General features: G+C 67.7%; 23 protein-coding genes and 1 pseudogene. 12 read left to right on the top strand and 12 right to left on the bottom strand.

Annotated elements, in window-relative coordinates; all coding sequences use genetic code 11:
* Positions 1-93: 93 nt before the first annotated feature.
* On the top strand, positions 94-1,221 hold the full coding sequence (locus tag HWX00_RS09455; protein ID WP_175027462.1) for a porin: 1,128 nt from the start codon (positions 94-96) through the stop codon (positions 1,219-1,221).
* A gap of 182 nt (positions 1,222-1,403) precedes the next feature.
* Positions 1,404-2,099 carry a histidine utilization repressor gene (hutC, locus tag HWX00_RS09450; RefSeq protein WP_034185960.1) on the top strand — a complete coding sequence of 232 codons (696 nt, stop codon included), beginning with the start codon at positions 1,404-1,406 and terminating at the stop codon, positions 2,097-2,099.
* A gap of 15 nt (positions 2,100-2,114) precedes the next feature.
* Here the strand turns inward: hutC and HWX00_RS09445 are convergent, their stop codons facing one another.
* Entirely contained in the window at positions 2,115-3,356 is a 1,242-nt protein-coding gene (locus tag HWX00_RS09445; RefSeq protein ID WP_175027486.1) for a glycosyltransferase, read from the bottom strand.
* A gap of 93 nt (positions 3,357-3,449) precedes the next feature.
* Here HWX00_RS09445 and HWX00_RS09440 point away from each other — a divergent pair, with 93 nt between their 5' ends.
* Positions 3,450-4,070 (top strand): TetR/AcrR family transcriptional regulator, encoded by a 621-nt coding sequence (locus tag HWX00_RS09440; protein WP_175027463.1) that lies wholly within the window; start codon positions 3,450-3,452, stop codon positions 4,068-4,070.
* 192 nt (positions 4,071-4,262) lie between these two features.
* Positions 4,263-4,616 (top strand): hypothetical protein, encoded by a 354-nt coding sequence (locus tag HWX00_RS09435; protein WP_034185614.1) that lies wholly within the window; start codon positions 4,263-4,265, stop codon positions 4,614-4,616.
* Positions 4,617-4,653: 37 nt separating this feature from the next.
* Here HWX00_RS09435 and HWX00_RS09430 read toward each other — a convergent pair whose 3' ends face one another.
* The 4 genes from HWX00_RS09430 to HWX00_RS09415 all read right to left on the bottom strand — a co-directional run bounded on the left by HWX00_RS09430 (position 4,654) and on the right by HWX00_RS09415 (position 8,694).
* Entirely contained in the window at positions 4,654-5,451 is a 798-nt protein-coding gene (locus HWX00_RS09430; RefSeq protein WP_059558527.1) for an alpha/beta fold hydrolase, read from the bottom strand.
* Between the two features lie 109 nt (positions 5,452-5,560).
* Entirely contained in the window at positions 5,561-6,478 is a 918-nt protein-coding gene (locus HWX00_RS09425; protein WP_021157347.1) for a LysR family transcriptional regulator, read from the bottom strand.
* Positions 6,479-6,649: 171 nt separating this feature from the next.
* The gene (locus HWX00_RS09420) at positions 6,650-6,895 is read right to left on the bottom strand and encodes a DUF3717 domain-containing protein (protein ID WP_031399027.1); all 246 of its coding nucleotides are present in this window, start codon (positions 6,893-6,895) and stop codon (positions 6,650-6,652) included.
* Positions 6,896-7,158: 263 nt separating this feature from the next.
* Positions 7,159-8,694 carry an amino acid permease gene (locus tag HWX00_RS09415; RefSeq protein WP_059558530.1) on the bottom strand — a complete coding sequence of 512 codons (1,536 nt, stop codon included), beginning with the start codon at positions 8,692-8,694 and terminating at the stop codon, positions 7,159-7,161.
* A gap of 587 nt (positions 8,695-9,281) precedes the next feature.
* On the opposite strand from HWX00_RS09415, the gene HWX00_RS09410 reads away from it, so the two are divergent.
* From HWX00_RS09410 to HWX00_RS09385, 6 genes and pseudogenes are all read left to right on the top strand, one after another.
* The gene (locus HWX00_RS09410; RefSeq protein WP_034185612.1) at positions 9,282-10,814 is read left to right on the top strand and encodes a sensor domain-containing diguanylate cyclase; all 1,533 of its coding nucleotides are present in this window, start codon (positions 9,282-9,284) and stop codon (positions 10,812-10,814) included.
* Between the two features lie 129 nt (positions 10,815-10,943).
* Complete coding sequence (locus HWX00_RS09405; protein ID WP_175027464.1) at positions 10,944-12,014, top strand: FUSC family protein; 1,071 nt, start codon at positions 10,944-10,946, stop codon at positions 12,012-12,014.
* Positions 12,015-12,344: 330 nt separating this feature from the next.
* Positions 12,345-13,679: an argininosuccinate synthase gene (argG, locus tag HWX00_RS09400; protein WP_059558537.1), complete on the top strand. Its 1,335-nt coding sequence runs from the start codon at positions 12,345-12,347 to the stop codon at positions 13,677-13,679.
* A gap of 211 nt (positions 13,680-13,890) precedes the next feature.
* Positions 13,891-14,388, top strand: a complete 498-nt coding sequence (locus HWX00_RS09395; RefSeq protein WP_175027465.1) for a shikimate kinase — start codon at positions 13,891-13,893, stop codon at positions 14,386-14,388.
* 357 nt (positions 14,389-14,745) lie between these two features.
* A complete protein-coding gene (locus tag HWX00_RS09390; RefSeq protein ID WP_175027466.1) occupies positions 14,746-15,540 on the top strand; it encodes a polysaccharide lyase family 7 protein in 795 nt (264 codons plus the stop codon).
* A gap of 91 nt (positions 15,541-15,631) precedes the next feature.
* Positions 15,632-16,127 (top strand): annotated as a pseudogene (locus tag HWX00_RS09385) (LysR substrate-binding domain-containing protein); the annotation flags it as partial.
* 27 nt (positions 16,128-16,154) lie between these two features.
* On the opposite strand, the gene HWX00_RS09380 reads toward HWX00_RS09385, so the two are convergent.
* From HWX00_RS09380 to HWX00_RS09370, 3 genes are all read right to left on the bottom strand, one after another.
* Entirely contained in the window at positions 16,155-17,204 is a 1,050-nt protein-coding gene (locus tag HWX00_RS09380; RefSeq protein WP_080287694.1) for a LysR family transcriptional regulator, read from the bottom strand.
* Between the two features lie 99 nt (positions 17,205-17,303).
* On the bottom strand, positions 17,304-17,723 hold the full coding sequence (locus tag HWX00_RS09375) for an ATP--cob(I)alamin adenosyltransferase (protein WP_034185607.1): 420 nt from the start codon (positions 17,721-17,723) through the stop codon (positions 17,304-17,306).
* 124 nt (positions 17,724-17,847) lie between these two features.
* Positions 17,848-18,648, bottom strand: coding sequence for an AraC family transcriptional regulator (locus tag HWX00_RS09370; RefSeq protein ID WP_175027467.1), 801 nt, complete (start codon positions 18,646-18,648; stop codon positions 17,848-17,850).
* Positions 18,649-18,817: 169 nt separating this feature from the next.
* Between HWX00_RS09370 and HWX00_RS09365 the strand changes: the two genes are divergently transcribed.
* Positions 18,818-19,444 carry a LysE family translocator gene (locus HWX00_RS09365; RefSeq protein WP_049035527.1) on the top strand — a complete coding sequence of 209 codons (627 nt, stop codon included), beginning with the start codon at positions 18,818-18,820 and terminating at the stop codon, positions 19,442-19,444.
* A gap of 13 nt (positions 19,445-19,457) precedes the next feature.
* Positions 19,458-20,210, top strand: a complete 753-nt coding sequence (locus tag HWX00_RS09360) for a class I SAM-dependent methyltransferase (protein WP_049035525.1) — start codon at positions 19,458-19,460, stop codon at positions 20,208-20,210.
* A 20-nt stretch (positions 20,211-20,230) separates the two neighbouring features.
* Here HWX00_RS09360 and HWX00_RS09355 read toward each other — a convergent pair whose 3' ends face one another.
* The 4 genes from HWX00_RS09355 to HWX00_RS09340 all read right to left on the bottom strand — a co-directional run bounded on the left by HWX00_RS09355 (position 20,231) and on the right by HWX00_RS09340 (position 23,467).
* The gene (locus HWX00_RS09355) at positions 20,231-20,920 is read right to left on the bottom strand and encodes a DUF2848 domain-containing protein (protein WP_175027468.1); all 690 of its coding nucleotides are present in this window, start codon (positions 20,918-20,920) and stop codon (positions 20,231-20,233) included.
* A gap of 72 nt (positions 20,921-20,992) precedes the next feature.
* Complete coding sequence (locus HWX00_RS09350; RefSeq protein ID WP_011356002.1) at positions 20,993-21,379, bottom strand: hypothetical protein; 387 nt, start codon at positions 21,377-21,379, stop codon at positions 20,993-20,995.
* A gap of 45 nt (positions 21,380-21,424) precedes the next feature.
* On the bottom strand, positions 21,425-22,903 hold the full coding sequence (locus tag HWX00_RS09345; protein WP_049035521.1) for a 4-hydroxyphenylacetate 3-hydroxylase family protein: 1,479 nt from the start codon (positions 22,901-22,903) through the stop codon (positions 21,425-21,427).
* 36 nt (positions 22,904-22,939) lie between these two features.
* The gene (locus HWX00_RS09340) at positions 22,940-23,467 is read right to left on the bottom strand and encodes a flavin reductase family protein (protein ID WP_226193648.1); all 528 of its coding nucleotides are present in this window, start codon (positions 23,465-23,467) and stop codon (positions 22,940-22,942) included.
* Positions 23,468-23,692 lie beyond the last annotated feature (225 nt).

The raw sequence follows: 23,692 nt of genomic DNA, 5'->3' as shown, positions 1-23,692 counted from the left end.
TCACGCGCTCCCCCTTTCATCGATTCGAACGCGCGGATCCGCGCGGCGAATCGTCGTTCCCGTCTCGACGGGCCTTTCCAGGAAGCACACTCAATGAAAAAAGCAGTCGTCGGCACCCTCTCCCTCGCGTTCTTCGGCGCCGCCGCGCATGCGCAAGGCAGCGTCACGCTCTACGGGATGCTGGATGCCGGTATCGCCTATACGAACAACCAGTCGGGCAAAAGCGCGTGGCAGCAAGGCAGCGGCCTGCTGTCGAACACGGTCTTCGGCCTGAGCGGCAACGAGGATCTCGGCGGCGGCCTGCATGCGCTGTTCCGCCTCGAGAACGGCTTCAACCTGAACAACGGCACGCAGTCCTACAAGAACACGATGTTCGGGCGCCGCGCGTACGTCGGCCTGCAGAGCGACCGATACGGCGCGCTGACGCTCGGCCGCCAGTACGACGCCGTGGTCGACTATCTCGGCCCGCTCGCGATGGCCAACAACGGCGACGGCAACAACCTCGCGTCGCACCCGTTCGACAACGACAACATCGACGATTCGTTCTACATCGACAACGCGGTGAAATACACGAGCCCGACGCTCGCGGGCTGGCAGTTCGGCGGCCTGTACGGGTTCAGCAACGCGGCGGGCGGCTTCGCGAACAACCGCGCGTACAGCGCGGGCATGTCGTATGCGAACGGGCCGGTCAGCCTCGGCGCCGCTTACCTGCAGCTCGATCGCGGCGGGCTGACGGCGAGCGGCGCGCTGTCGACCAACGACGGCGCGAACTTCCCGGCCGTGCGCCAGCGCGTGATGGGCGCCGGCGGCAGCTACGCGTTCGACCGGCTGACGGTTGGCGCGCTGTGGACGCATTCGATGTTCGACGAAACGGCCGCGTCGTCGCTGCCCGGTGCACTGAATGCGCTGCGGTTCGACAACTACGAGGTCAACGCGCGTTATGCGCTGACGCCGGCCGTCTCGCTCGCGGGCGCCTATACGTTCACCGACGGCCGCTACGACGACGCGGCCGGCAGCCACCGGCCGAAATGGCACCAGGTGACGCTGATGGCCGATTACGCGCTGAGCAAGCGCACCGACGTGTATGCGGAAACCGTGTACCAGCACCAGTTCGGCGTGCCGTCGGGCGCGACGCTCGGGTTCGCGAACGTGACGGGGCTCGCGGCTTCATCGACGAATACGCAGGTCGTCGCGACGGTCGGCATCCGGCATCGGTTCTGACCGCGCGCCGGCTGTCGCGGGCCGGCCGCTCTGTGCAATCCCGCATGGACGCGCGCCGGCCGAACAGGGATCATTCGGGGCATCCGGGCCGGCGCGTCCGCGAAACCGGTACACTCGGCGCCGGGCGCGCGCCGGATCGGCATTCGGCGGCGGGCCGCTGCCGACTCTGGAATCGTGATCCCATGACCACACCGATCTATCAGGAAATCAAGGACTTCATCCTCGCGCGCATCCATGCCGGCGAATGGGCGGAAGGCGACCAGGTGCCGTCGGAGAACGAGCTTGCGCGCGAATTCAACGTCGCGCGGATGACCGTCAACCGCGCGCTGCGCGAGCTGACGGCCGAGCAGGTGCTCACGCGCACGCGCGGCTCCGGCACGTATGTCGCGTCACCGAAATACGAATCGACGCTCGTCGCGATCCGCAGCATCTCGGACGAAGTCGCCGCGCGCGGCCACGGTTATCGCGCGCAGGTGCTGCAGGTCGGCGCGGCCGTCGCCGACGCGAAGCTCGCCGACGAACTGCAGCTCGATACCGGCCGCCCGATCTTTCATTCGCGCGTGCTGCATTTCGAGAACGACACGCCCGTGCAGCTCGAGGAACGCTGGGTCAATCCGGCCTGCGCGCCGGAATACGCGCTGCAGGACTTCACGACGACGACGCCGAACCAGTACCTGACGCGCGTCGCGCCGCTGCAGCGCGTCGAGTACCGGATCGAGGCCGCGATGCCCGACGCCGAAACGCGCCGCCACCTGACGATGGACGACCGCGAACCATGCCTGATGCTGCATCGGCGCACGTGGTCGCAGGGATTGGTCGCGTCGGTCGCCAATCTGTGGCACCCGGGCAGCCGTTACCGGTTCACCGGGCATTTCTGATGCCGGTGCGCGGGTTCACCGCGCACCGGCACGCGCCCATCGTTCGATCGCGCTGATGGCCAGCGCCAGACCGTCCTCTTGCGCGATGCGCGTGCCAAGCTCCGTCGCGCGTGCCTGCGTCTCGCTCCGTTCGGCGAACGCAATGGCCCGCGCCAGTGCGGCGGCATCCACGCGCCGTCCCGCCACGGGCGCATCGGCCACGCCGAGCCGCTGCAACCGGTCCGCCCAGAAGAACTGATCGCCCGCAAACGGCACGACGACCGACGGAATGCCGGCCCGTGCGGCCGAATGCGTGGTGCCCGACCCGCCATGATGAATCGCCATCGATACGCGCGGAAACAGCCAGTCGTGCGGCGTGTCGCCGATCACGCGAACGTGTGCCGGCAGCATCGACGCCTCGATGCCGCTCCAGCCCGGATAGAACAGCGCGCGCCGGCCTGCGAGCGCACGGGGCAGCGCGTCGGCCATGGCGGCCCGGTCGAAGCCGGCCATGCTGCCGAAGCCGATGTACACGGGCGGAACGCCCGATTCGAGAAACGCCGACAGATCGCACGGCGGCGCCCATGCACGCCCGTCGACCCGCCATTGCCCGCATGCCCACACATTCGGCGGCCAGTCGGCCGGGCCTGACAGCAGCGCCGGCGACACGCCATACAGCATCGGATGATCGGTCCACACATGCTTGCGCGGCGGCAACCCGCACACGCCGGCGCGTGCCGCGTTCGTCGAGTTCCGGAACGCCTGCCACAGCAGCGCATTCACGAACCGATGGCTCGCACGATTCAGCCAGCCCGGCACCTTCCCCGGCGGCAGGAACGGCGACGCGAATCCGGCGGTCGGCGTGATCGGGATCATGCCGGCGCCGATCACAGGCACGCGGCGATATTCGGCGACCGACAGCCCGACGAACGACGCAAGCCCCGACACGAGGAGCGCGTCGCAGCCGTCCGATGCATCCGCGACTTCGCGCATCCACGCGGCCGTATTCGCATTCGCGATTGCCGCGAGCGCCTTCGACGTGTCGTGGAAGCCGCCGCGCCCGCGCACCGCGTCGGCCAGCGCGCCTTGCGGCGCGATCGCGCGGCGGATCTCGCCGGACAACGGCGCCGACGGCACGCCGAGCGCCGCGGCCGCCCCGAGTGTCGCGGCGTCCGCGAGCAACCGGACATCGTGGCCGGCGTCCATCAGCGCGCGGCCAAGCGCCGCGAGCGGGCGCGTATCGCCTTCGGTGCCATAGGTGGCGATGACGAGCTTCATGCACGACTCCTTGCACGGCGGAAACGGGGTGGATTCACAAAAATGCACGTCGTATACTAATGTAATTCGTGCATTTTCAGCCAATCCCCCGCCATGCCGATTCAGACCGACGATCCGGGCCGCCGCGCACGCAAGCGCATCCAGATGCTCGCGCATCTCGCCGCCACCGCCGCGCGCCTGTTCGACGCGCACGGCTACGAGGCCGTCACGATGGAGCAGATCGCCGCCGAGGCCGATGTCGCGAAGCGCACGCTGTACAACCACTTTCCGACGAAGGAAGCCGTGCTCGCGCACTGGCTCGAAGGCGAACTCGCGCGCGATCTCGCGCCTCTTCAGCGCGACGTCGCGCGGCGCAGGACCTTCGCATCGCGCATCGGTTGCGTGCTCGACGCGTCGGCCGCGTGGTGCGAGCGGCATCCCGCGTACCTGCTCGCGTATCTGCGGCACCGGCTCCTGAGCATCGGTGCGGCCGAACCGGAAAGCGCGGGACAAAATGGCAGCGACATCGCGCGGGTGTGGCAGCAACTGATCGTCGCCGCGCAGCAGGCCGGTGAACTGAACGGCACGCTGCGGGCCGATCAGCTCGCGACGTGGTTCCATCACCTGTATCTCGCGGCGATGCTGCGCTGGCTGACCGTGCCGGGGTTGTCGCTGAAACGGGAGTTTCAGTCGGTCGCGAAGCTGTTCATCAAAGGAGCGGAAGCAAAACGCTGACGGGCCGCGGCCGACCCGCGTCGTGCGATGTACACACCTTTTTGCGGCGAACACACGCACCGCATGCCAAATTTCCCGCGCGGCAGTATGCTGATGTCGTACGGTAGCGCACTGTGCATAGGGCAATCCCGTAGTCTGCCTGGACTCGCGCCGCCGTCGCGACCGCAATCATGCGTTGCAAGGAGGGTTGTGATGGCTACCACGCATCAGCACTTCCACCTCGAACTACGGCACGCCACCGCGCCGACCTACTTCATCAGTTACCTGTTCCCTGCGTTGCTGTTCGCGTACGAACTGCTGCGCGTCGGCCAGTGGATTCGCGATCACGGGATGCACTTCGCCGCGTTCAAGCAGATGGGCTACGAGTACCTGCTGATGCTGCTGTTCGTCGGGCTGCAGATCGCCGTCGAGGCGATCTTCCTGCTCGGCGCCGCGATGCGCCGCGACAATCGCGACTTCGAGCACCGGCTGCCGAACGTGATCCTCGGGATCGGCTGCTCGATCGCGCTGCTCGCGATCGATCTCGCGATCCAGTTGTCGTTCTGACGTCCGGCGGGCACCCGCCCGCCGGGGGCGGGCGTGCTCAGGCGCCCGCGTCGCGCAGCAGCGTCGCGACGGCGGCCAGCACGTCGTCCGGCCGCTCGCGGTGCGGCATGTGCCCGCATCGAGCGAGCAACAGGAACGACGACGGCCCCGCGACGCGCGCGGCGATCCGCTTCGGATGCACGTCGGAGCCGTATTCGTCGTCCTCGCCGTGAATCGCGAGCGTCGCGCATCGCACGCGCGGCAGTTCGTCGTCGAGACGCCAGTCGCGAAACGCCGGCGACAGCCACGTGTCGACCCACGCGCGCAGCACCCATTCGGCCTTGTCGCCGTGATAGCGCGCGAGCCGGTCGAGCTGCCCCGGTTCGTCGAACTGCCGCGCCGCCTCGCGAATGCCGGCGAGCGTGCGATCCTCGACGAACGCCTGTGCGGCGACCGTCACGAGCGCACGGCAACGCTCCGGATGCGCGGCCGCACAGCCCACCGCCATCCCGCCGCCGACGCTGTGCCCGAACGCGACGAACGCATCGACACCCAGTTGCGCGAGCACCGCGGGGAACGCATGGTCGGCCTCGTCGCGCACGAACGTCGTGCCGAGCGCCCCCGGATGGCGATCCGAGCGGCCGAACCCGAGGCGGTCGTAGGCGATCACGTCGCGTTGCGTCGCGCGGGCGAGCTGTGCGGGGAAATCGCGCCACAGATCGACGCAGCCGAGCGAATCGTGCAGCAGCACGATCGGCGCGGACGCGTCGTGCGCCGCACGCGCACGCCAGCGTTTCGCGAAGAGACGCCCTTGCGGCGTCCCGACGGTCGTCTCCTCGGTCACGATATCGGTCATGGGTCGGTCGTCTGCGTGAAAGCGGCCGCACACCGGCGGCCGCATCGAATCGGGTCATGGTGGCCTGCCGGCGCGCACCGCGTCAAGCAAGCCCCTACCGCCCGCGCGCTCATTCGGGCTGCGGCGGCAGGTACTCCATCTGCGCTTCGTCGTACAGCCGGTAGATCAGCGCCTGCATCGCGCGGATGTCCTCCGATTCGTCGAGCATCCGCATGCTCATGATGATCGGCGACACGAGGTTCGGATCGTCGAGCGGCTTGTAGCTGATGTCGTCGCGCTTCAGCCCGTACACGCTGTGCGGCACGACCGACACGCCCTCGCCCATCGCGACGAGGCCGAGCGCGATCTGCAGCTCGCGCGTCTCGTAGATCTTGCGCGGCTGCAAGGCGCGATCGTGGAAGGCCGCGAGCACCTGGTCCGCATAACTCGGGCGCGGCGCCTTCGGGAAGATGATCAGCGTGTCGTTCACGAGATCGTGCAGCGACAGCACGGGTTTCGCGCTGTCGAGCACATGGCCGACCGGCAGCGCGACGATCATCCGCTCCTCGCGCAGCACGACGCGCCGCACGCTCGGATCCTCGTGGCGGATGCGGCCGAACCCGACGTCGATGCGCCCTTCCTTCAGCGCCTTGATCTGGTCCATCGTCGACATCTCGTGCAGGCTCAGCTCGACCGCCGGATACTCGCTGCGAAAGCGCCGGATGATCTTCGGCAGCATCCCGTACAACGTCGAGCCGACGAAGCCGACCGACATGCTGCGCTCGATCTTGCCGACCCGCTTCGTCATCGATTCGAGCTCGGTCGTCTGCGCGAGCAACTGCACCGCGTGCGAATAGAAGAAGCGCCCCGCGTCGGTCAGCTTCAGCGGCCGCGCGTTGCGCTCGAACAGCGGCACGCCGAGCGCCTCCTCGAGCTGCTGGATCTGCCGGCTCAGCGGCGGCTGCGCGATGTGCAGCCGTTCCGCCGCCCGCGTGAAATTCCGCTCTTCGGCCACCGCGACGAAGTAGCGGAGATGTCTCAACTCCATGTTGATGTCTCCCGGACAGCCATCCGGCGCACACCCCGGCCGGACGATGTCGTCACGATACCGCAGGCGGCGCCCGCCGCCACGCGCCGCACCGCGCAAAGCAAAACGGGAAGCCCGCGGGCTTCCCGTCGTTTCATCGCGGTGGCATCGCGATGACGTCGCGACCGCGCATCACACCTCGGTCGCGTAGAGCGCGTCGCGCTGCGCGTCGCTCAGCGTGTCGAGCGGCACGTCCGGCAACCGATAGCAGATCATCGTGCCGTACAGCTCGGCGAGGCAGTTGCTGCCGGCGTCCAGCGCGTAGCCGTCCTCGCCGTCCGGCGCCGGCGGGTACACTTCGCGCCACGCGTTGATCGCGGCTTCGATTCGCACGATGGAAACGGGTCCGGCCTTCCGCTCGGCGGGTGATGCGCTCATGGATTCCTCTGGGTTGCGCGCTCCGCGGGCCAGGCGGCCCGGATGGAACGATGAAAACGCCGGGCATCTCGCCGGCCGCCGCGCGCCGCGCACGCCGGATGCCGATCCGCGCCGCGCGTGTCGCGCCGGCCGGGCCGTGGCCCGGTAGGGTCGGGCAATATAACCGGCTTTGACCCCGTGCAGGCGAAAGCCGGGCAAAAAAAACGGGAAGCACGCGGCTTCCCGTTTCAACGTCCGTCGCGCGGCCGCCTGCCGCGCCCGCGTCAGCCCGCGGTTTCGCGGTTCGCCACCGGCTGGCGCTGCGCGCCGCGGTTCGCGGCAATCCACGGCGCGATCTCCATGTCTTCGTAGCGCACGAAGCGGCTCTTCTTCAGGAACCGGTAGCCGAGCCACACGATGAGGAACAGCGGAATGCCGACGTAGGTCGCGGCGACGCCGGCCCAGTCGATCCGGTTCGCGAGGAACGCCTGGTAATCCTGGCCGAGCGCGATCACGAGGCACAGCACGAACGCGAACAGCGGGCCGAACGGGAACCACTTCGACTGGTACGGCAGCTGGTCGAGCACATAACCCTGCTTCACGTAGCCCTTGCGGAAGCGGTAATGGCTGACCGCGATGCCGAGCCACGCGATGAAGCCCGTCATCCCCGACGTGTTCAGGAGCCACAGGTACACGGTCTTGTCGCCGTACAGCGACGTGAAGAAACACAGCGCGCCGACGGCGGTCGTCGCATACAGCGCGTTGCGCGGCACGCCGCCCCGCGACAGCTTCGCGAAGATCTTCGGCGCGCGGCCTTCGGTCGCGAGGGTGTAGAGCATGCGCGTCGACGCGTACATGCCCGAGTTGCCGGCCGACAGCACGGCCGTCAGGATCACCGCGTTCATCACGCCGGCCGCGAACGCGAGGCCCGCGTGGCGGAACACGAGCGTAAACGGGCTCACGCCGATGTCGGTCACGTCCGTCTTCAGCAGGTTCGGGTCGGTGTAGGGAATCAGCACGCCGATCACGAAGATCGCGAACACGTAGAACAGCAAGATCCGCCAGAACACCTGGCGCACCGCGCGCGGGATCGTCGTGCGCGGGTTCTCCGATTCGCCGGCCGCAACGCCGATCAGCTCGGTGCCCTGGAACGAGAAGCCCGCGATCATCGCGACGCCCATCAACGCCGGCAGCCCGCCCGCGAACGGCGCGTCGCCGATCGTCAGGTTGCCCCAGCCGTTGCCCGGCGCGCCCTTCAGAATGCCGAAGATCATCAGCAGCCCGACGCCGATGAACGCGACCACGGTGACGACCTTGATCAGCGCGAACCAGTATTCGGCTTCCCCGAAACCGCGCACGGTGAGCGCGTTGAGCAGGAACATCACGCCGAGGAAGGCCGCGCTCCACCACACGCCCGGCACGTCCGGAAACCAGTAGTGCATCACGAGCTGCGCGGCGACGAGTTCGACCGCGATCGTCACGGCCCAGTTGTACCAGTAGTTCCAGCCGAGCGCGAAGCCGAAGCCTTCGTCCACGTATTTCGCGCCGTAGGTCGCGAACGAACCCGACACCGGCATGAACGCGGCCATCTCGCCGAGGCTCGTCATCAGGAAGTACACCATCAGGCCGATCAGCATGTACGCGACCATCGCGCCGCCGGGGCCGGCCTGCGAGATCGACGCGCCGGACGCGACGAACAGGCCCGTGCCGATCGAGCCGCCGATGGCGATCATCGTCAGGTGGCGCGCCTTCAGCGCGCGATGAAGCTTGGGTGGGTTCGCGGACGAACCGGGTGGGTCGGAATTCGGAATTGCGGACATAAACGAGACGAACGTTGAGCGGGCCGGCATCCGTAGCCGGCGCATGCGGAACCGGAGCGCGGTGCGCGTCCGGCGATGCATTCGATGCGGCCCCGATACGCGTTGCGCGGCGGGCGCCTGCGGCGAAGCGCGGATTCTACCTGATTCGCCAACGGGACCGGTCGGCCCGGCACGCATGCCAGCGCGGGGAGATGTCGCGCCGTCGGGGCGTTGGCTGCGTCGGCGCGGTCGCAACCGCATGCCGCCCCAAAAACCCACGCGTTACTCGTGGTTATCCGGTTTTTCATTCCGGCCCGAAAGCAGCCAATCCTGTCGCGATCCGCCAAATACCGCGCCGACGCGCAAAATCGACACTTCTTCACTCCATTAATCAGACAAAATGACCTGGTCTGATAATTGATTCAAATCAACCTGCCCGCGCGCGATGCGGTAATGGCGCGTAACGGTTTCGAATTGCCGTTTCCGCATGCATGTTTTGCATGCGCACGCGAAAATCATGATTTCGCGAGATAATGCGGATTAATTCGAAATAATCCGCGCGCGGAACCGCCAGTCACGCGAATATCCGCCGCCCGCCACGCCCGAGGATGAAGTCACTCCCGCTGCCCGCCACGCTGCGCCGCCACACCGCGTCGATCGTGGCACGCGTTCTGTCGCCCCGCGGCGTGCTCGTTGCGGGCATCTTGCTGCTGATGTTCAGTTGGGGACTTTCCACGTCGCTATTAATCGAGGCAAGGCGCGACGCGTATGACCATGCGGTCGAAAATGCGCGCAACCTGATGCTGCTGATCGAGCGCGATATCGCGCGCAATATCGAACTCTACGATTTGTCGCTGCAAAACGTCGTCGACGGCGTCACCGATCCCGAGCTGATGACATTGCCGCCGCGCCAGCGCCACCGGCTGCTGTTCGACCGCGCGGCAACCGGCGAGTATCTCGGCTCGATTTTCGTGATGGATCCGCACGGCAATATCATGATCGATTCGAGTGCGTCGCCTGCCCGGCAAGGCAATTTCGCCGACCGCGACTATTTCGCCGTGCATCGCGACGGGCTCGCCCGCGGCCTCTACATCAGCCGCCCGTACGCTTCCCGGCTGCGCGGCGGCGCACTGACGATCGCGCTCAGCCGCCGGATCACCCTGCCCGACGGCAGTTTCGGCGGCATCGTCGTCGGCACGCTCAGCATCGACTACTTCCGCGCGCTGCTCGACGGCCTCGCGGTCGGCCGGCACGGCAGCGCGGCGATCGTCGAGGACAACGGCACGCTCGTATCGCGCCTGCCGTACGACACCCGCGTGGTCGGCCTCGACTTGCACGACTCGCCGCTGTTCGTCGAGTCGCAGCGCAGCCGCATCGGCGAGCTGACCGGCATCGGCGCGATCGACGGCGTCCGGCGCATCTACGTCTACAAGCATCTCGCCGGCCTGCCGCTGATCGTCGACGTCGCGCCGGCCGAGCTCGACATCTACGCGTCGTGGCACTACCGCGCGGTCTGGACCGTCGTGCTGATGTGCCTGTTCACCGGATTCATCGCGTGGGGATCGCTCGCGCTGTCGCGCGAACTGAAGCGCCGGCAGGTCGCCGAATCGAAGCTGTACCGGCTCGCGCACACCGATTCGCTGACGGGCCTCGACAACCGCGGCACGTTCGACACGGTGCTCGCGAAAGAAGCGCAGCGCGCGGCACGCAACGGCCGGCCGCTGTCCGTGCTGTTCGTCGACGTCGATCACTTCAAGGCATTCAACGACTACTACGGCCACCCGGCCGGCGACGACGTGCTGCGCCGCGTCGCGCAATCCGCGTCGGGCTGCCTGCGCCGCAACAGCGACCATGTCGCGCGCTACGGCGGCGAGGAATTCGTCGTCACGCTGCCCGACACCGACGCGCAAGGCGCGGCCACCGTCGCCGAAGCCATCCGGTACGCGATCGCGGAGCTCGGCATCGAGCACGTGAAGAGCCCGTACGGGCGCGTCACGGCCAGCATCGGCACCGCGACCACCGCCGACGGCCGGATGAACGCCGCGACGCTGCTGCGTCGCGCCGACGAAGCGCTGTACCGCGCGAAGTCCGGCGGCCGCAACCGCGTGCTGGAAGCGCTGCCGACTCCGGCCGACGCGTGACGTCGCGTGCCGCCCGGCCGCGCCGTGGACAGCCCGCGCGCGTTCGGTTAGCGTGACGTCTGCTGCGCCAGCGGCGTCGCGCCTGCCCGCGCACGCCGCCGTGCGCGTTCCGGCCACCTCCGTTTCGTCATGACCACCCCGCTCCCTACCCGACTGCCGCCCCTGCTGCGCAATGCGCTCCGCCCGCTGCTCGACCCGTATCGCCGCTACCGGCACGCGAAGCTGATCCATGCGGCGCGCGTCGCGCTCGCGATTCTCGTGTCGATCGCGCTGTCCACCGGCCTGAACGTGCCGCACGGCGAGTGGTCGACGATCACCGTGCTGATCGTCGTCGGCGGGCTGCAGCATCACGGCAACATCCGCAAGAAAGCGGCCGAGCGCGCGCTCGGCACGTCGATCGGCGCGCTCGCGGGGCTCGGGCTGATCGTGCTGTATTCCGTCTTGCATGCGCCCGTCGCGATCTACCTGCTGATGGCCGTCGCATGCGGCATCTGCGCGTATCACGCGATCGGCAAGGCCGGCTACATCGCGCTGCTGTCGGCGATCACGATGGTGATCGTCGCCGGGCACGGCGACAACGAGATCGTCGACGGCCTGTGGCGCGCGGTGAACGTGCTGACCGGCATCGCGATCGCGCTGGCGTTCTCGTTCGCGCTGCCGCTCTACGCCACCTATTCGTGGCGCTACAAGCTCGCCGACGCGCTGCGCGCGTGCGCGGCCGTGCATGCCCGGCTCGCGGGCGACCGCCAGGTCAGCGACGACGCGCACCTGAAGGAAATGGCCGCGCTGAGCGCGCTGCTCGTGCAGCTGCGTTCGCTGATGCCGTCGGTGTCGAAGGAATGCGAGACGTCGATGGCGCAGCTCGAGGCGATCCAGCGCAGCCTGCGCCTGTGCATCGGCTACCTGGAGATCCTGTCGAGCGCGGTGCCGGCCCGCGACGACGTGGCGGCCCGCGAATACATGCGCGCCGAGATGAAGGCCGTGAACCGGCGCATCCGCGACACGCTGGTCGGCGCCAGCCGCGCGCTCAAGTTCGGCACGCCGAGCCGGCTTGCGCCGCGCCGCCGGCCGGCCGACCCGCCGCACGACGTGCCGCCGCCGCAGCTGTCCGGCTATGTGTCGATCACGGCCAAGCTGGCCGGCGAAGTCGACCAGTTGCGCGAGAAGCTGCTGGATACCGCGCAGTCGTGGAATATCTGAGGTTCCCGGCGGATGCCGGGTGTCGGGCGCAATTCTTTCATATTCCTTTCGGAATGACGGACCGGCATTTCCATCGCGGCTGCCGCGCGTTTCGGCCGATCCGGCCCCGCAAGCCGGCCTCGCGACCGTGCTCGCCGCGGCCGGTTTCAGCCGCGATTTCGCACCTTCCGGCCTCGCGTTCTCCGCGTGGTTAACCGCCCGTCCGGCCCGCCCGACGGGCCGGACGACGATTCCGCACGAAAATCAGCCCTTGCCCCAACTTCCCGGACAGCCGATACTCGCATATTCCGCGAAATACGATCCCACCGGCTTCAATCCACGGTAATTCCTATGAGCACGATTCTCGAAAGCCTCCCGACCGGCCAGAAGGTCGGTATCGCCTTCTCCGGCGGCCTGGACACCAGCGCTGCGCTGCACTGGATGAAACTGAAGGGCGCCGTCCCGTACGCATACACGGCGAACCTCGGCCAGCCCGACGAAGACGATTACGACGCGATCCCGAAACGCGCGATCGAATACGGCGCAGCCGGCGCCCGCCTGATCGACTGCCGTGCGCAGCTCGTCGCCGAAGGCATCGCGGCGCTGCAAAGCGGCGCGTTCCACATCACGACGGCCGGCGTCACCTACTTCAACACGACGCCGATCGGCCGCGCCGTGACGGGCACGATGCTCGTCGCCGCGATGAAGGAAGACGGCGTCAACATCTGGGGCGACGGCAGCACGTACAAGGGCAACGACATCGAGCGCTTCTACCGCTACGGCCTGCTCGTGAACCCGGATCTGAAGATCTACAAGCCGTGGCTCGACCAGACCTTCATCGACGAGCTCGGCGGCCGTGCCGAAATGTCCGAGTTCATGAACCAGGCGGGTTTCGCGTACAAGATGTCGGCCGAGAAGGCGTATTCGACCGACTCGAACCTGCTCGGCGCGACGCACGAAGCGAAGGATCTGGAAAGCCTCGAAAGCGGCATCAAGATCGTGAACCCGATCATGGGCGTCGCGTTCTGGCGCGACGACGTGAAGATCGCCGCGGAAGAAGTGACGGTGCGCTTCGAAGCCGGCCAGCCGGTCGCGCTGAACGGCGTCGAGTTCAAGGATCAGGTCGAGCTGCTGCTGGAAGCGAACCGCATCGGCGGCCGCCACGGCCTCGGCATGAGCGACCAGATCGAGAACCGGATCATCGAGGCGAAGAGCCGCGGCATCTACGAAGCCCCGGGCCTCGCGCTGCTGTACATCGCGTACGAGCGCCTCGTTACCGGCATCCACAACGAAGACACGATCGAGCAGTACCGCGAGAACGGCCGCCGCCTCGGCCGCCTGCTGTACCAGGGCCGCTGGTTCGACCCGCAGGCGATCATGCTGCGCGAAACCGCGCAACGCTGGGTCGCACGCGCGGTCACCGGCGAAGTGAAGATCGAACTGCGCCGCGGCAACGACTACTCGATCCTGAGCACGAAGTCGCCGAACCTCACGTACCAGCCGGAACGCCTGTCGATGGAGAAGGTTGCATCGACGTTCTCGCCGCGCGACCGGATCGGCCAGCTGACGATGCGCAACCTCGACATCACCGATACGCGCGACAAGCTGCGCGTGTATGCGCAAGTCGGCCTGCTGACGCCGGGCGAAGCGTCGGCACTGCCGCAGATCAAGGGCGACGACAAGTAAGCCGTCTCGCTCGACGCCGTGCCGCATCGCTGCATGCGGCACGGTCGGGCAGGCTGCATGTGCGGCGCCTCGTCGCGCACGCAGCCTGCCGCTCCCCCTCCCTGCCTGTCCGCTTTCCCCCCTTCGCATTGCACCACGCGACGCCCTCACGGCACCGCGCCGCCGCGCCCGTCATGGCAAGCTGCGAGTCATCCGCTTCCTGCCTCGACCCATGACCGCCCTTACCGTCATCCACCTGAACGGCCCGATCAACAGCGGCAAGACGACGATCGGCCTCGCGCTCGCACGCGTGCTGCCCGATGCGTGCTTCATTGACGGCGACGATCACGATGCGCCAGACGACGCGCCGTTGGACGTGCAGTGGGCACTCGCGCTCGAACGTCTCGTCGCGCAGATCGCGGCCGCGCGCGAACGCCATCTGGTCATCGCCTATCCGATCGGCGAAGCGGAACACGCGCGGCTGCGCACCGCCTGCGACGCGCGTGATGCACGGTTGTTCGTCGTCACGCTCGCACCGCCCGAAGCGATCGCGGCGTCGAATCGCGGCACGCGCGCGCTGACGGACTGGGAGCGCAGCCGGATCGCCGAGATGTATCGCGAAGGCTATGCGTCGCGGCCGTTCAGCCAGATGGTGCTGGACACGGCCGGTACGACGCCCGATGCATGTGCGGCGCGCATCGCGCGGCACGTCGCTACCGTGGCGTCGTAACGCCCATGCCAGCACGCACGCCGCGGTACCGAAACCCGAATGATGCTCGCCGCGGCTCGACGCCACGTGGCGTTGCCATACCCGAATAGGAAAACGTTTACTCTTCCAAGGCTTCTTGCTAGCATCGTTCCCGATCGGCCGCCAAGTGCCATCCGGAAAGCCGATCGCAAGCCTCGTGAAATATCAGCATTCCCCGCTTTGCAGTTTCTGCAGTCGCTTTCGAACCGCACCTGCTTTCTGTGTTTTGGCGTGCTTTCTACAGGCTGTCGACCGCCTTCCCGGCGATCTCATGCCAAAAAAGGAAAACGTTATCCGCGACGTGGCACCCAGCCACGGACCATCAGAGAGAGAGACATCATGAAGAACCGGATCATCCCGTGCGTCGCCGCCGTGCTGTCCGTTGCGTTCCTTTCCGCCTGCGGCGGTGACGACCCGGCCAGCCCGGCCGCCGCCGCGCGCCAGCAGGCCACCGTCATGGCGCTCAGTCGGTCGAATCCGCCCGGCTCGAACTTCAACCTCGCACCGTTCACGCTGCAGTTGCCGGCCGGCGCGCCCGGCAAGGTCGATACCGTGAGCGGTTCGTCGCTCGCGGGCGGCTACGTGAACCCGACGTATTTCTATACGGACGGCAGCGACGGCTCGATGGTGATGATGGACCCGACGCAGGGCTGGACGACGTCCGGCTCGCTGCATCCGCGCACCGAGCTGCGCGAGAACGCGATCTGGCCGACCTCCGGCACCAACCGGCTGAACGCGACAGTGACCGTCACGCAGGTGCCCGATCACACGACGATCGGCCAGATCTTCCAGGGCACCGGCCCGAGCAAGCCGCTGTGCGAGCTGCAGTTCACGTCCGGCGGCGTCGTCCAGTTGCTGCTCGAAAGCACCAACCAGGGCGGCAAGTCGACGACCACGCCGATCACGACGGTCGGCGTCGGCAAGAAGTTCAGTTATGCGCTGAGCCTGAGCGGCACGACGATCACCGTCACCGCGAACGGCACGACCAGGACCTTCACGATGGATTCGAGCTTCGACGGCGAAAGCTTCTACTTCAAGGCCGGCGACTACGACCAGACGGCCGTGTCCGGTACGCCGCTGACGACGCCCGGCACCGTCGTGAAGTTCCATGCGTTGACGCTCACGCACAGCTGAAGCCGGTCGCGCGTGACGACGCATGAGGCCGGACGGATGCGCGATGCGCATCCGTCCGCCGTTTCGGCGCACCTCGCGCTTACGAGTGGTGCCGCTCACTAACGACTCGTTCGACGTATGCATCCGCTTCGGCGAGCCGCCCGACACGCGCGTCGTCGCGCGACGGCTCGCATCGAACCGCCGGCTTCTGTGCGCATCTCGCGCGGCACGACGCCCGGCACGCCGCACGACCTCACGCGGCACACCTGCATCGGCATCCGGCAAGACGACGAAGAGTACGGCGCCTGACGAACGGACACGGCTCGACACGCCACACGGAAACCGTTCGGATCAACGGCAACCGGACGACGAACGACGGCAAGATCGCGGTGAAGTGGGCGCTCGACGGACACGGAATTCTGATGCGCGCGGAACGGGACCTGCGCGACTACCTCGCGGACGGGCGTCTCGCCGTCGTGCTGCCCGATCACGAAATGCCGAGCGCCGATATCTACGCGGTGTATGCGCAGCGTCACCAGACGTCCGCGCGGATTCGCGCGTTCGTGGATTTTCTGGCGGAAGAGCTGGAGCGGTCGAGAGGCGGATAACGCGCCGGAAGCCGATCCGCCGGCCACTCAGCTCGCGGCGACCAGCGCGACGTGTTCAAGATCGATGCCGGTCGTTGCCGGCGCCGCGCGCACGCTGCTCGCAACAGGCTCACGCGTCACAGCTGCCTCTCGCGCCCGCCACCCTGCCGCCCCCGCCGCCGCCAGCCCTTCATGCTCGTGCGCGGCCTGCACGAAACGCTCGGCGATCCAGTCGACGAACGCACGCACGCCGGGCGACACATGCGGGCGCTTCACGTAGACCGCCGACACGGCGGCCGGCTCGGGTTGCCAGCACGGCAGCACTTCCCGCAGCCGGCCCGCGTCGATCAGCGGCTGCGCGGCGATGCGCGTCGGCTGGATCAGCCCGAGGCCGTGCACGCCACAGGCCAGGTACGCCTGCTCGTCGTCCACGCTGACGATGCTGTCGAGCCGGACCTTGCGCACGCCGTCGTCCGCGACGAAATCGAGTTCGGCCGAGCGCTGGCCGGGTACCCGCGCGCCGCTGACCGCGCGGTGCGCCGTGAGCGCGTCGAGCGTGCGCGGAACGCCGAAGCGGTCGAGATACGCCGGGCTCGCGCACGTCACGCGTTCGAGCGTGCCGAGCCGGCGCGCGACGAGCGACGAATCGGGCAGCGCGCCCAGCCGGATGCCGCAGTCGACCGTGTCGGCGTCGCGATCGCCCGCGCGCCCGGCCACGCCCAGCATCAGCACGAGATCGGGATGCCGGGCGTGAAACGCGTCGAGCGCCGGCAGCACGATCGCACCGGCCACCGACGCCGGCACCTCGACGCGCAGCGGCCCGCCCGGATGCCGCGCGGCGCCGCGCATGCTGGCTTCGAGCTCGTCGACGTCCGCCGTGATGCTCACGCAGCGCCGGTAATACGCGTCGCCTTCGGACGTCGTCCGCAGCGCGCGCGTCGTGCGCACCAGCAGCGGCGTGCCGAGCGCCGCCTCGAGCTCCTGCACGGTCCGCGTCGCGGTAGCGCGCGAAATGCCGAGCGCCTGCGCCGCGCGTGTAAAGCTGTTCATTTCGACGATGCGCGTGAAGATGCGCATCGCGCGGATCGGATTGTCCACCGGTCACCCCTGCGTGGTTGCGACAGGCCGCGGCGCGCGTGCGCGCACCGTACACGGTTGTCGATGTCGACGAAAGCCGCGCGGCGCGCGGCGGCCGGGTCAGGCGTTCGCCGCGGCGATGCGGCGCGCGGGTTCGGCGAGCAGCCGTTGCGCGAGCGCCAGCGCGTCTTCGCGGCTCGCCGCCGCGTTCAGCGGATAGCCCCAGACCTTCTCGAACGTGCCCGAGAATGCATCGAGCGCGGCACGCCGGGCCGCATCGGGCTCGATCGCGATCATCGCCGGGATCCATTCGCGCGACTGCGCACGGTTGGCCTTGCTCCACTTCGCGAGCTGCTTGCGCATCTCGTGGTCGGTATCGCCGCGATCGTCGCCGGACGGCGCGTCGTCGGTCAGAAGAACGAAGCGTTCGCCGCGCGCCAGCAACGCGTCGAGCTCGGCGATCAACCGGGCCGGTTCGAAGTGCGTCGAACCGCGGTAACGCAGCCAGACGAACGGGAATTCAGTCGTGGTGATTTGCATGTCGACCTCCAGATGAGAACGATTCTCATTTTATGGATCGAGGCCAAACGCGTCATTTCTCATCCCGGCCAACTGCTTTTTCAATCTGGCCAAACCTGCGCATCCGCGGGCGCGGCCGGCGCGTTCAGCGTTGCCGGTCGGTCAGGAATTGCGTCGGCGACTTGCCGGTCGCCTTGCGGAACATCGTCACGAAACTGCTCGCGCTCTCGTAGCCGAGGTCGATCGCGATCTGGTGCACGCGGCGGCCGGTCGTCAGCATCCGCAGCGACAGCGCGACGTGCAGCCGCCGGCGCCAGTCGCCGAGGCTCATCCCGAGCTCCTTCGTCGCGAGCCGTGTGAGGCTGCGCTCGCTGATGCCCGCGCGCCGTGCGAGTTCGGCCAGCGGCGACTTGTCGGCCGGATCGTCGAGCAGATGGTCGATCAGCTTGCGCAGCCGGCGGTCGGTCGGCATCGGCAGGTACAGGTCCTCGACCGGCGCCGCGACGAGTTCGTCGAGCAGCGTCGCCATCAGCCGCCCCTGCGGCCCGTCGACGTCGTACAGGTTCGGAAAGCTCGCGGCCTTCAGCAGCAGTTCGCGCAGCAGCGGCGACACGGACAGCGTGCAGCAGCGCGCGGGCAGGTCGAGCGCGGCGTCGGGTTCGACCAGCACCGCGTAGAAGGTCGCGCCGGCCGAGCCGCGCGCCGCGTGCGGAACATCGCCGGGAATCCACACCGTGCATTGCGGGGGCGCGCTCCACACGCCGCCGTCGATCTCGCAATAGACGACGCCGCTCAGCGTGTAGAGCAGCTGCGCCTGGCGATGGCTGTGCCGCTCCAGCCGCCATTCGGGCTCGACGACCGAGCCGCCGAACACGACGAGTGGACGCGGCACGTGATAGACGTCGGCGTCCGCGGCGGGTTGGGTGGTCGGTGGAAGCTCGCGCATGAAACGATAGGCGGTGGAAGAAGCCGGACGCCGTGCCGCACGTCGTTTCGTGCTTATACCAGAAAGGCGCCGGCACGGCCGGGCCGTTCAAGCGCGCGTCAGCGGCCGCCCGCCGAACCGAATACAATGCCCCGATCCCCCGCCGCTGCGCCAACCTGCCGGAGCCGCCATGTTCGACCTGACCACGCTGAGCACTTTCACCGCCGTCGTCCTGGGCCTGTTCCTGATCCCCGGCCCGGCCGTGCTGCTCGTGCTGAGCCGCACCGTGCAGGGCGGGCGCAAGACCGGCATCCTGACCGGCCTCGGCGTCGCGAGCGGCGACTTCGTGCATACGCTGTTCGCGGCCGTCGGGTTGTCCGCGCTGCTGATGACGTCGGCGCTCGCATTCAACGTCGTGAAGCTGGTCGGCGCCGCGTACCTGCTCTATCTCGGCGCGCGTGCGCTGCTGGAAAAACCGTCGGATCCGTCGCTGCCGCAGGTGGCGCCCGTCACGCCGCTCGTCGCGTACCTGCAGGCCATTCCCGCCGAAGTGCTGAATCCGAAGACCGCGCTGTTCTTCCTCGCGTTCATGCCGCAGTTCGTGCACCCGGAGCGCGGCTCGACGTTCGTGCAGTTCGCGGTGCTCGGGCTGATCTTCGTCGTGCTCAGCTCGCTCTATACGACGCTGATCGCGTGCTCGATCCGCCCGCTCGGCCGCGTCATGAAGCGGCTCACGTGGCTCACGCGCTGGCAGGGGAAGATCATCGGGTCGATCTTCATCGCGCTCGGGCTGCGCGTGGCCGTGCAGCAGCGCTGATAAGCACGGCCGCATGACGCCTGCCGACGCGGACCGCCTCTACATCGACCCGCGCCTCGTCGCGGTCTACGACCTGTTCAACGCGGGCGATCGCGACTTCGTGTTCTATGCAGCCGTGATCGGCCCCGCGCCGCAGCGCATCCTCGATCTCGGATGCGGCACCGGCACGTTCGCACGCCGGCTCGCGTCGGCCGGGCACGAGGTCGTCGCGATCGATCCGGCGCCGGCAATGATCGATTACGCACGACGCCAGCCGCGCGCCGACACCGTGCGCTGGCACGCATGCGAACTCGGCAGCCTGCCGCCCGCCGCACCGTTCGATGCGGTCGTGATGACCGGGCATGCGTTCCAGTGCCTGCTGTCCGATGATGAAATCGACGCGACGCTGCGCGGCGTGCGACGCGTGCTCGCCAACGGCGGCCGCTTCCTGTTCGACACCCGCAACCCGCACGTCGCACCGTGGCGCGCGTGGACGCCCGCGCGTTCGGCATGCAGCGTCGAATCGCGCGACTTCGGCCGCGTCGATCTCCATCACGCGGTGCGTGCGGTCGACGACGCGATCGTGACGTTCGACACGCACTACCGCTTCCGCCGCGACGACACGGTGCTGACGAACACGAGCCGGCTGCGTTTCATCGCGCAGCCCGCCCTGCAGGCGCGCGTGTCGGCAGCCGGTTTCGCATCGGCCGAGTGGTGCGGCGACTGGCAACGCGCGCCTTTCGACGAAACGATCAGCGCGGAGATCATCGCGATCTGCCGCGCATGAGCGCGCGTGTGCCGGTGGCGTCAGCCCGCGACCGGTAGCGTGTCCACCGCATACGCATGCCGGATCGTGCGGCCCAGCACCGGATCCTCCAGCTCGATCTCGAACCGCTCGGCCGGCCGGATGCCGCCGATCGCGGCCAGCGTTCCGCACAGCATCGCGGTGCCGTTCTCGAAACGGCCGCCGTGGCGCGCGAACTGCGCGAGCAGATCGTCCGGCGCGCGCATCGCCGTCACCTGGCCTTCCTGATACAGCACGCGCTCGCCGTCGATCGTCGCGTACGCGCGCAGCACGAGCTGATCCCAGTGACCGGCCACGTCGTCGAACTTCCACAGCGTGCTCGCGCACGGCTTGCCGCACATCTGCTTCGACACGGTGATCCCGTATGTCTCGACTTCGCGGTCGGTGTGGTCGGATGCGATGCCGACGAAGGTCTCGCCGCCGGCGCGCACCAGCACGAATTCCGCTTCGCCGCTGCTCTGCCCGCCCGATACCTGGATCGCGGGCGACGGGTCGAGGCGGTCGGCCGCAACGCGGTAGAAAACCGGCGTCGCCGCCGGGCGCCTGACGCCGAGCGCCTCCAGCTCGTGGATGTGCCGCTCCATGGCCGCCGTGTCACGGCCGGTCCAGCCCGCGATCACGAGCGTGTCGATCGCGATCGCGCGCTCGGTGCGGCCGTCGCGACCGTCGATCGCGAACGTAATGGTTTTCATCGAATGCTCCTTGTGGCGGGGCGCGCACGCGTCGCGCGGCGCCGCTCGCCGTGTGTCGTCGACCGGCCGCGCTCAGGCCGGGTCGTAGTAGTGGATCTCGAGCAGCACGCAGCCGCCGTTCGACTTGAACGGGCCGTGCCATGCGCCGGGCGGCCGCACCGCATACGTGTAGCCCTTGAACGGCGTGCCGCCGTTGCCGTGCTCGTCGTTGCCGACGGTCAGGTCGCCCTCGACCAGGAACACCTCTTCCCAGTAGTCGTGCACGAACGGCTTCTTCGTATGCAGCCCCGCCGGCAGGCGCAGCAGGCGCGTGCGGCTGCCGCGCTTGCGCTCGGTATCGAGCGCGCCGGACAGAATCAGCTCCTGTGCGCCGGATGCCGGGTCATACCCTTCCGGCAGCCGCCAGTCGCGCTGCATGTCCAGCGTATGGAATTCGTCGTGAAGCTTGTTGATGGCCATCTGTCTCTCCTGAATGCGATAGCGGGTGAAGTCGGGCACGACGCGTCAAGCGGCGTGCGGCGTCGACCGTTCCTGGTTCAGCGAATAGCTGCCGAGCATCGAATCGACGAGATGCGACGCGCGCTGCCAGTCGTACGTGCGGTATGCGTGGCCCTTCGTGACGAACGACGCGCCGGCGTAGAACAGCTCGTACTGGTTGTGGCGCGACGCGAATTCGGAGCCGACCGCGTCCCATGCGAGCTTGAAGAACTTCACGCGCTCCTCGGACGAACACACCGGCGACTTCTGCGTCTTCTCGATGATGCGCAGCAGGTCGGGGTTCTCGAAATCGCGCACGCTGGACGGCAGCATGATCATTCCGCCGCCCGCGAGCTCGCGCAGCGTGTTGAGCACCTTCGAATACAGCTGCTGCGTGACGACCTGCGAGCCGTACAGCATGTTGCGGTCGGGCACGTAGAAGCCGTTGACGACCGTGCCCTTCGCTTCCATCCCGTAGACCCACGCCTCGACCATCGACGCTTCGGCCGCGAGCTGGCCCAGCGTCTCGCGTACCTGCGGGAACGTGTTCGTGCCGTTGACCTCGGAAATCTTCAGGCCGAGCCCGACGAGAAAGCGCAGCTTCGTCATCAGGCGCACCTGGCACTGATAGTTCTGGTACACGTGCGCGGGCGTCGCATGAAACTGCTTCGCGCACATCGCCGTGTTGCCGGCGACGAAGATCCGTTCCCACGGCACCTTCACGTCGTCGAAGTACAGCACCGCGTCGTTCTCGTCGAAGCGGCTGGACAGCGGGTTGTCGAACACCGACGTCGCGTGCTCCTCGTACGACTTGCGCGACAGGATCTTCATGCCCTTCGCGTTCATCGGCACCGCGAACGACAGCGCGTACATCTCGTCGCCTTCGCGCAGCGGCTGGATGCAGCTGCAGAACACCTCGTTCGCCATGATCCCGCTCGTCGCGAGCATCTTCGCGCCGCGCACCGTGATGCCTTCGGCATCCTGATCGACGATGCCGACCGCGAGGTACTTGTCCTCCTGCTCGTGTGCGGCCTTCGACTGGTTCGCCTGCGGATTCACGATCACGTAGGTCAGGAACAGGTCGTTGTCGCGTGCATAACGGTAGTAGTCGCGCAGCGCGCCGGCGCGCGCCGGGTCGTATTGTTCGAACACGTCGGCGCCCATATACATGCCGGAAAGACACGACGCGACGTGGTCGGGCGAGCGGCCCATGAAGCCGTAATGCAGCTCCGACCACGCTTCCAGCGCGGCACGGCGCTCGACGAGTTCGTCATAGGACGTCGGCAGCTGCCAGATCCGGCTCACGCGGTTGCCCGTGCCGGGCGACACGAACGTCATCTTCTCGACGTTCTCGTCGCGCGCCTGGTAGTCGTACAGGCTCGCGTAGCTGCGAATCGAATTGCGGAATGCCGCATGCGCGGTCACGTCGCCGGCCGGCTGGCCGTTCAGGTAGACCTGCCGCCCGTCGCGCAGCGACGCGATGTGCTGAGTCCCGTTCTTGATCATGATGTCCTCCTGGGTGGAATGAATCGTGGGTTGCGTTCACACGGACGGCGCATGCGCGCCGTCGAGCGCGCGGTAGCGACCGCCAAAGAAGATCAGCGGGCGCCCTTCCGAGCGCGCGCGGTGCCGCGTCACGCGGCCGACGAAGATCACGTGGTCGCCGCCGTCGTATTGCGCATAGGGCTCGCATTCGAACGTCGCGAGTGCGTCGGGCAGCAGCACCGCGCCGTCGGCGGGCGCCGCGCCGGCGCGCCAGCCCCACTTGTCGCCGTTCGCCTTCGCGAAACAGTTCGACAGGTGCTGCTGCGTCTCGTCGAGCACGTTGACCGCGTAGCCGTCCGCGCCGGCCAGGTCGCCGAGGCTCAGGCTGCGGCGGTCGACCGAGAACAGGATCAGCGGCGGATCCAGCGACACCGAATTGAATGACGCGACCGTGATGCCGACCGGCATCCCCTCTTTGCGCGGGGCGGTAATCACCGCGACGCCCGTCGCGAACATCGACAACGCGGTACGAAAGCGTCGCTGCTCGTCGGCGCCCGCGCCGGTTCCGGCATGGTTCTCGCTCATCTCGTTCTCCTGGGGTTGCATCGCCGGATTCCGCGGCGGAATCCGACCAACGAATCACTTCAATTTAGCTTTGTGATTTAGCTTTTATTGAATGTAAACACAAAAGCCGGTTCAAGCTGTCGTAAACCCTGATCTTGAAAGCTTTGTTTAAAAGACAACCCTACTGGCGTGATGGATGTTGCGCGACGCCCGCGAATGTCCACGTACACTGCGGCAACCGTATCC

Origin of the sequence: Burkholderia seminalis DSM 23518, assembly GCF_902832885.1 — a bacterium.
Lineage (GTDB): Bacteria > Pseudomonadota > Gammaproteobacteria > Burkholderiales > Burkholderiaceae > Burkholderia > Burkholderia seminalis.
Note: the sequence above shows the minus strand (reverse complement) of the source record. Positions and strands in the feature narration are given on the sequence as shown.